We start from the raw sequence: 6,216 nt of genomic DNA, 5'->3' as shown, positions 1-6,216 counted from the left end.
GCCGGGCAAGGTGGCACGGCACACGCGCGAACCGGGCCATGGGCGCCCAAGCGTATGAGCGCCCGCTACAATGTGCTGTCACTGATTTGTCTGCGGGCCTGGCCCGCCGGGTTTGTATTCCCGCCGTTCGCCCGCCAGGGCGTGGAGGCCACGCGCAAATGAAATCGATGGATCGCTGCCCCGCCGCCATACCCTCCCGCATCTCTATCCTTGGCCGCGACCTGGTGTTCGTGGTGTGCATCAACACCGTGATCGCCGTGTGCCTGAACTACGGTTTTCGCACCGGGGGTTCGCTCTGGCACAACTTCGTCTACAGCCAGTTCATCGGCGTGTCGATCTGGCTGTTGATCGACATCGCGCGCGTGGTGATCTGGTGGAACGAGCGCCCCCGGCGCTGGCCTTTCCTGTGCCTGACCGCCGTTGCCGTGCCGCTGGGGGTGATCCTGGGCAGCTGGGCCACGCGCATCGTCCTCAACGAGCCGGCGAAGTCCTTGGAGGAAGCCACCGACATGCTGCGCATGTGCCTGGTGGTGGGCATGCTCGCTTCGGCCAGCATGATCTACTTCTACTGGTCGCGGGAGAAGCTCGCCCATCTGGAGCGGCAGGCCGCGCTCGACGCCCTGCAGCGCGAGGAAGCGGAGAAGCAACTGGTACGTGCGCAGCTGATGGCGCTGCAGGCACAGATCGAGCCGCATTTCCTGTTCAACTCCCTGGCCAACCTGGATTGCCTGATCGCAACAGACCAGCAGGCCGCGCGGCGGCTGCTGCAACGGCTGATCGGCTTCCTGCGCATGTCGCTGGCGCACACGCGTGCCGAGCAATGCACGCTGCGCCAGGAGTTCGAGTTGCTGCGCAGCTATCTCGACATCCAGGCGCTGCGCTTCGGCACGCGCTTGAGCTACGACATCGAATTGCCCCCTGAGCTCGCGGAGGTGGAGATCCCGCCCATGCTGATCCAGCCGCTGGTGGAGAACGCGGTCAGCCATGGCATCGAGCCGTGCATGCGTGGCGGCAGGATCGTGCTGTCGGCGCGCGCCCAGGGCGACGCCGCGGTGCAGGTGGTGATCGCCGATACCGGGGTTGGTTTCGGGCATGCCATGACCAAGGGCTCCGGCCTGGGCCTGACCCATGTGCGCGAGCGGCTGGCCCGTATCTTCGGGGCCGCCGCCAGCATGCAGATGGAAGAGAACACCCCGCGCGGCGTGATTGTCCGGCTGACCTTGCCGGTCGTGCGCACCCCGGTGCCGGCAGCGGTGCCGACGCCGGCCCCGGCGGCGTCGGCCAATGTCGCCGCCGGCATCGGGATGGCCCCCGTCGCGCGGGCCGCGCAGCGCGTTTCCCATTCCTGAGGCGACTGACCGCTTCACCCGTCCCGGCTGCCCCGGCTGATCCAACCGCTCACTATTGCCCCCATGTCTCCGACCTTGTTGATCGCCGACGACGAGCCGCTGCTCGCGCGCGTCCTGCATGCCGAATTATCCAGCCTCTGGCCCGAGGCGCAAATCGTCGCCGTGGTGCACGACGGCGTATCCGCGCTGGAGGCGGCCCGCCAACACGCGCCGCAGGTGGCCTTCCTCGATATCCGCATGCCTGGCATGAGCGGCATGGACGTGGCCCGCGAACTGATGGAATTCGATCATCCGCCGCTGGTCGTCTTCGTCACGGCATACGACCAGTTCGCGCTCGAAGCCTTCGAGCGCGAGGCGGTCGATTACGTGCTCAAGCCGGTGCAGCCGGACCGGCTGGAGGCGACGGTGCACCGCCTCAAGGCTCGGCTGGCAGCGCACGCGCAGGCCAGCGAGGAGGGCGGCGGCGTGATCGACACCGAGCGCCTGGCGCAGTTGCTGGCGCGGCTGGAGACGCTGGAGCCGGGTGGCATGCCGGGCCAGCAGGCGCCGGCGGGCGCGCCCCAGCATGGCTACCTGCGCTTTATCAAGGCGCTGGTGGGGCAGGAGATCCGCATTATCCCGGTGGATGAAGTGATCTATCTGGAGGCGACGGACAAATACGTCAACGTCGTGTCCGTCGGTGGCGAGGCGCTGATCCGCACCAGCCTGCGCGAGCTCTCGCAGCAGCTCGATCCCGAGCGCTTCTGGCAGATCCACCGTGGCACCGTGGTGAATATCGACTGCGTGGCCAGCGCGGTGAACCAGTCGCTCGGGCGGCTCGCGCTCAAGCTGCGCAACCGCTCCGAAACCCTGCCGGTCGCGCGCCAGTACGCTTACCTGTTCAAGCAGATGTAGCGGGCAGGGCACCCCTGCCGGGGGCGGTTTTCCTCTATGATGCGGTATTCGCAGCGCGCTCAACGGGCCAGGCAGCAGCGGCCGGCGCGCCATGCCTCAGTCCAGCACACAGCCGCCCGATGACCACCGCCACCTTTGACCCCGTTCGCAATCCGCTGCGCCACGATGCCCAGGTGATCGGCCTGGTCGGGCTGGCCCACGGCGTTTCGCACTTCTACCATCTGCTGCTGGCGCCCCTGTTTCCCTGGATCAAGGCCGAGTTCGGGCTGAGCTACGCCGAGCTGGGTTTGCTGATGACGGTGTTCTTTGCCGTCTCGGCGGTGGTGCAGACGGCTTCGGGCTTCGTGGTCGACCGCTTCGGCGCCTCGCCGGTGCTGTTCGGGGGGCTTGGGCTGCTGGGCGCCGCCGCCCTGCTGCTGTCGGTCAGCCCCAGCTATGCCATGCTGCTGCTCGGCGCCGGCGTGGCCGGCATCGGCAACGGCGTCTTCCATCCCGCCGATTTCACCTTGCTCAACAAGCATGTGTCGCAGCCGCGGCTGGGCCACGCGTTCTCGGTGCATGGCATCTCGGGCAACCTGGGCTGGGCCGCGGCGCCGGTTTTCCTGGTGACCATCGCCGAATTCGGCAGCTGGCGCACCGCCCTTGGCTGCGCCTCGGTGGTGGCCTTTGGCGTGCTGGCGGTACTGCTTGCGTTGCGGCATGTGCTCGATCCCCGCGGCACCCATGGCGCCGCCCCCAGGCCAGCAACGGCGGCCAAGGCCGGTGGCGGCATGCTGGCGTTCCTCAAGCTGCCCCAGGTGTGGATCTGCTGGGCCTTCTTCCTGATCACGACGTTCTCGTTCTCCGGTATCCAGAGCTTCGCGCCGACCGCGCTGACCCAGCTCTATGGCATGCCGCTGACGCTCGCCACGGCTTGCTACACCGCCTATATGCTGTGCAGCGCGGGCGGCATGATCGTGGGCGGCTTCGCCGCCGGACGCACCAGCAACCACGACCGCCTGATCGCCATGAGTTTCACGTTGTCGGGCCTGGTCGCCATCGTGGTGGGGCTGGGCGCGTTGCCGGCCGCGCTGGTGCCGGTGCTGATGGGCGTGATCGGCTTCGGCGCGGGTACCGCCGGGCCTTCGCGGGATTTGCTGGTGCGCGCCGCGGCGCCGGCCGGGGCCACCGGGCGGGTCTATGGCGTGGTCTACTCCGGCCTGGATATCGGGCTGGCCAGCGGGCCGCTGTTCTTTGGCGCGCTGATGGACGCGCGCTGGCCCAGCTGGGTCTTCTTCATGATCGGCGCTTTCCAGATGCTGGCGATCTTCACTGCCGTCACGGTGGGCAATGGCAACCGTTCGCGGCGCGAGATGGCAGGCAAGCGGGCGGCCGCCGGCTGACGCCAGGCCCGGCCCGGAATGCGCGAGGGCGTGAGCGGGCCACCCCAGGAATCCACGGTTCCGCACGGAACCTTCAACCGCGACTGTCGATTGCCCATGGCCAATTCCAATTCCGCTGTTAGCGCTTCCCATGACGCCGCCGGGGCCACGCCCCAGCCGGGCGGCCATGTCCTGGTCGATGCACTGCTGGCCCACGGCGCCGAGCTCGCGTTCGGGGTGCCTGGCGAGAGCTATCTTGCCGTGCTCGACGGATTCCACGCGCGGCGCGATCGCCTGCGCTTCGTGATCTGCCGGCAGGAGGGCGGGGCGGCGGTCATGGCCGAAGCCTATGGCAAGCTGACCGGGCAGCCTGGCCTGGCGTTCTGCACGCGCGGCCCCGGCGCCACCAATGCCAGCATCGGCGTGCATACGGCATACCAGGACTCCACGCCGATGATTCTCTTCATCGGCCAGGTCGGCGGCGATTTTGCCGATCGCGAGGCGTTCCAGGAGATCGACTACCGCCGCATGTTCGGCCAGATGGCCAAGTGGGTGGCGCAGATCGACCGCGCGGAGCGGATTCCCGAGTACATCGCGCGGGCCTACCAGACCGCTACCTCCGGCAGGCCCGGCCCGGTGGTGCTGGCGCTGCCGGAGGATATGCTCTCCCAGCCGGCCGCCGTGCCGCAGCTGGCGCATTACCAGCGCGTCATGAGCTGGCCGGGGGAGGCGGACCTGGCCCGGCTGGCCGGCATGCTGGCGGCCGCCGAGCGCCCCTTTGTGATTGCCGGCGGCAGCGGCTGGACGCCGCAGGCCTGCCAGGACCTGCAGCGCTTTGCCGAACGATTCCGGTTGCCGGTGGGTTGCGCCTTCCGCTTCCAGGACCTGTTCGACAGCCGCCACGCCAGCTATGCGGGCGATGTTGGCATTGGCATCAACCCGGCCCTGGCGGAGCGCATCCGCGCGGCCGACCTGGTGCTGGCCATCGGCCCGCGCCTGGGCGAGATGACCACCGGCGGGTATACGCTGCTGGCCGCACCCCGGCCCGCGCAGACCTTGATCCACGTGCATGCGGGCGCCGAGGAGCTGGGCAGCGTCTACCAGGCCGACCTGATGGTGCAGGCCTCGATGCCGGCCATTGCGGCACGGCTCGCGCGGCTCGATGCGCCGGCCGCGCCGCGCTGGCAGGCATGGACCGCCGCCGCGCACGCGGACTATGAAGCTTATGTCGAGCCGCGCCCTTATGCCGGGCCGGGTGTGGACCTGGCCGCCATGGTGCGCACGCTGGATGCCGTACTGCCGGCCGACGCCGTGGTGACCAACGGCGCCGGCAACTACGCCAGCTGGCTGCATCGCTATTTCCGCTACCGGCCTTTTGCGGGCGGTGGCCGCGGCCAGCTTGCGCCGACCAGCGGCGCCATGGGCTACGGCGTGCCGGCGGCGGTAGGCGCCAAGATCGCCTTCCCCGGGCGCACCGTGGTGGCGCTGGCGGGCGACGGCTGCTTCCTGATGAATGGCCAGGAACTGGCCACGGCCATGCAGTATGGCGCGGCAATCATTGTCATCGTCGTCAACAACGGCATGTACGGCACCATCCGCATGCACCAGGAGCGGGAGTATCCCGGCCACGTAAGCGGCACGGAGTTGCACAATCCCGATTTCGCGGCGCTGGCGCGGGCCTATGGCGCGCGCGGCGCCGTCGTCACCCGCAACGAAGAATTCGAGCCGGCCCTGCGCGAGGCGCTGGCCGCGCCGGTCGCCAGCCTGATCGAGATCCGCATCGACCCCGAACAGATTACGCCGCGCACCACGCTGCAGGCCATCCGCGCCCAGGCGCTGGCAGCGCGGGGCGGGTCCTGAGGCGGGACGGCGCCGTCGTGCGGCGTTCTTGTCGATTGCTTTGTTTTTGGCCTTCCTTTTCCAACCTAGCTACCTGACCAACCTGACTTAGGAGTCCTCCATGAGCTTTGCTACCACCGATCTGTGCGATGCCAACGAGACACGCCTGGCCGACGGCTCGCTGCGCGTGCTGGCGCCGGTGTTCCGCCATTTCGGCAAACGCACGGCCTTCTCCGGCCCGGCAGCCACGCTGAAGGTGTTCGAAGACAATTCGCTGGTGCGCGAAGCGGTCGAGTCGCCCGGCAATGGCCGCGTGCTGGTGGTGGACGGGGGCGGCTCGCTGCGCTGCGCGCTGGTGGGCGGCAATCTTGGCGTGCTGGCCGAGAAGAACGGGTGGGCCGGCATCATCGTCAACGGCAGCGTGCGCGACAGCGCGGAGCTGGCGGTTTGCGATATCGGCGTGCGCGCCCTGGCCCTGCATCCGCAGAAAAGCCAGAAACGCAATATCGGCGAGCGCGAGGTCGCGGTGCTGATGCCGGGCGCGGTGGTGCGGCCGGGCAACTGGATCTATGCGGACGCCGACGGCGTGCTGGTGGCGGACAGCAAGCTGGAGGGCTGAGCATGCCGGTGGTTTTCGTCTACGGCACGCTGCGCGCCGGCGAAGTCAACGATCTCAACGCGGCCGCGCGCCGGCACGGCATTGCCGCGCCGAGGCTGCTGGGCGGCGCCACCGTGCCGGGCCGGCTCTATGACTTCGGCAACTATCCCGGCCT

At 68.8% G+C, this 6,216-nt stretch carries 6 protein-coding genes; all 6 read left to right on the top strand.

Annotated features, from left to right (window positions below; all coding sequences use genetic code 11):
- Positions 1-158: 158 nt before the first annotated feature.
- A complete protein-coding gene (locus tag P3W85_RS04000; protein WP_276263814.1) occupies positions 159-1,349 on the top strand; it encodes a sensor histidine kinase in 1,191 nt (396 codons plus the stop codon).
- Between the two features lie 63 nt (positions 1,350-1,412).
- On the top strand, positions 1,413-2,243 hold the full coding sequence (locus P3W85_RS03995; RefSeq protein WP_276263813.1) for a LytR/AlgR family response regulator transcription factor: 831 nt from the start codon (positions 1,413-1,415) through the stop codon (positions 2,241-2,243).
- A 119-nt stretch (positions 2,244-2,362) separates the two neighbouring features.
- Positions 2,363-3,625: an MFS transporter gene (locus tag P3W85_RS03990; RefSeq protein WP_276263812.1), complete on the top strand. Its 1,263-nt coding sequence runs from the start codon at positions 2,363-2,365 to the stop codon at positions 3,623-3,625.
- Positions 3,626-3,721: 96 nt separating this feature from the next.
- Positions 3,722-5,464 (top strand): thiamine pyrophosphate-binding protein, encoded by a 1,743-nt coding sequence (locus P3W85_RS03985; protein ID WP_276263811.1) that lies wholly within the window; start codon positions 3,722-3,724, stop codon positions 5,462-5,464.
- A gap of 100 nt (positions 5,465-5,564) precedes the next feature.
- A complete protein-coding gene (rraA, locus tag P3W85_RS03980; protein ID WP_017223891.1) occupies positions 5,565-6,062 on the top strand; it encodes a ribonuclease E activity regulator RraA in 498 nt (165 codons plus the stop codon).
- Between the two features lie 2 nt (positions 6,063-6,064).
- On the top strand, positions 6,065-6,216 hold a 152-nt coding region (locus P3W85_RS03975; protein ID WP_276263815.1), incomplete at its 3' end, for a gamma-glutamylcyclotransferase.

Source organism: Cupriavidus basilensis (genome assembly GCF_029335485.1).
Classification (GTDB): Bacteria; Pseudomonadota; Gammaproteobacteria; order Burkholderiales; family Burkholderiaceae; genus Cupriavidus; species Cupriavidus basilensis_E.
The sequence above is the reverse complement of the archived record's forward strand: the minus strand, read 5'-3'. Positions and strand labels throughout refer to the sequence as shown.